Here is a 941-nt window from a genome sequence, read left to right as displayed (position 1 = left end):
GCCCGCATGGCGGAATTCACGGGACGCTGCTTTGACCGCGCCATGTCGGAAATGGGCCCGACGCAACTGAACATCCCGCGCGACTATTTTTATGGCGAAATCAAGGCCGAGATTCCAAAACCGAACCGCCTGGACCGTGGCGCCGGCGGTGAACAAAGCCTCAACGATGCGGCCGAACTGCTGGCGAAAGCCAAGTTCCCCGTCATTATCTCGGGCGGCGGCGTCGTCATGGGCGAAGCGATCGACGAGTGCAAGGCGCTGGCCGAACGTTTGGGCGCGCCAGTGGTGAACAGCTATCTGCACAACGACTCGTTTCCCGCCAGCCATCCGCTGTGGTGCGGCCCGCTCGGCTATCAAGGTTCGAAAGCTGCCATGAAACTGATCGCCAAGGCCGACGTCGTCGTCGCTTTAGGCTCGCGCCTGGGTCCGTTCGGCACCTTGCCGCAGCACGGCATGGATTACTGGCCAAAGAACGCCAAGATCATCCAGATCGATGCGGACAACAAGATGCTGGGCCTGGTCAAAAAGATTTCCGTGGGTATCTGCGGCGACGCCAAGGCGGCCGCGAAAGCCATCCTGTCCCGCCTGGACGGCAAGTCCCTCGACTGCGACGCGACGCGCGACGAGCGCTATGCCACCGTGCAAGCGGAGAAGGCGGCCTGGGAAGAGGAGTTGACGAACTGGACGCATGAAAAAGATGCGTACAGCCTGGACATGATCGAAGAGCAAAAGAAAGAGCCGGGCAATTATCTGCACCCGCGCCAGGTCTTGCGCGAGCTGGAAAAAGCCATGCCGGAAGACGTGATGGTGTCGACCGACATCGGCAACATCAACTCGGTGGCGAACAGCTATCTGCGCTTTGAAAAGCCGCGCAGCTTCTTTGCGGCGATGAGCTTTGGCAACTGCGGTTACGCGTTCCCGACCATCATCGGCGCCAAGGT

1 protein-coding gene is annotated in these 941 nt (G+C 60.5%); it reads left to right on the top strand.

Going from position 1 to position 941, the window contains the following annotated elements; translation table 11 throughout:
- Window positions 1-941: thiamine pyrophosphate-dependent enzyme (locus KO538_RS29000; protein ID WP_374106904.1), on the top strand; the 941-nt coding region annotated here is incomplete at both ends.

It is taken from the genome of Janthinobacterium sp. NKUCC08_JDC (assembly GCF_019345575.1).
Lineage (GTDB): Bacteria > Pseudomonadota > Gammaproteobacteria > Burkholderiales > Burkholderiaceae_D > Janthinobacterium > Janthinobacterium aestuarii.
This window is presented reverse-complemented; position numbering and strand designations above follow the sequence as displayed.